Genomic DNA, 211 nt, shown 5'->3' on the forward strand with positions numbered 1-211 from the left:
ACGATATCCTCAGTATAATCTAAAACGATTCCGTTTTTACCAGGATACTGTAATAAAATACCGTAATAAGAAGCATCCAACTGGTGAGTTTTATGATCTCCCACTACGATTTCGATTTCTAATCCTTCAGCTTTTGTTTTTAATACAGAAACTGTTTGAGGAAGCACAAGGTCAGAAATAAAGAACTTATTAGCTCCTGCTTTTTTCTGGT

At 34.6% G+C, this 211-nt stretch carries 1 protein-coding gene; it reads right to left on the reverse strand.

The window, feature by feature from the left end:
• Positions 1-211: aminomethyl-transferring glycine dehydrogenase (locus GB932_RS21870; RefSeq protein ID WP_156758903.1), on the reverse strand; the 211-nt coding region annotated here is incomplete at both ends.

The sequence above is a fragment of the Microbacterium karelineae genome, from assembly GCF_009745985.1.
GTDB lineage: Bacteria > Actinomycetota > Actinomycetes > Actinomycetales > Microbacteriaceae > Microbacterium > Microbacterium karelineae.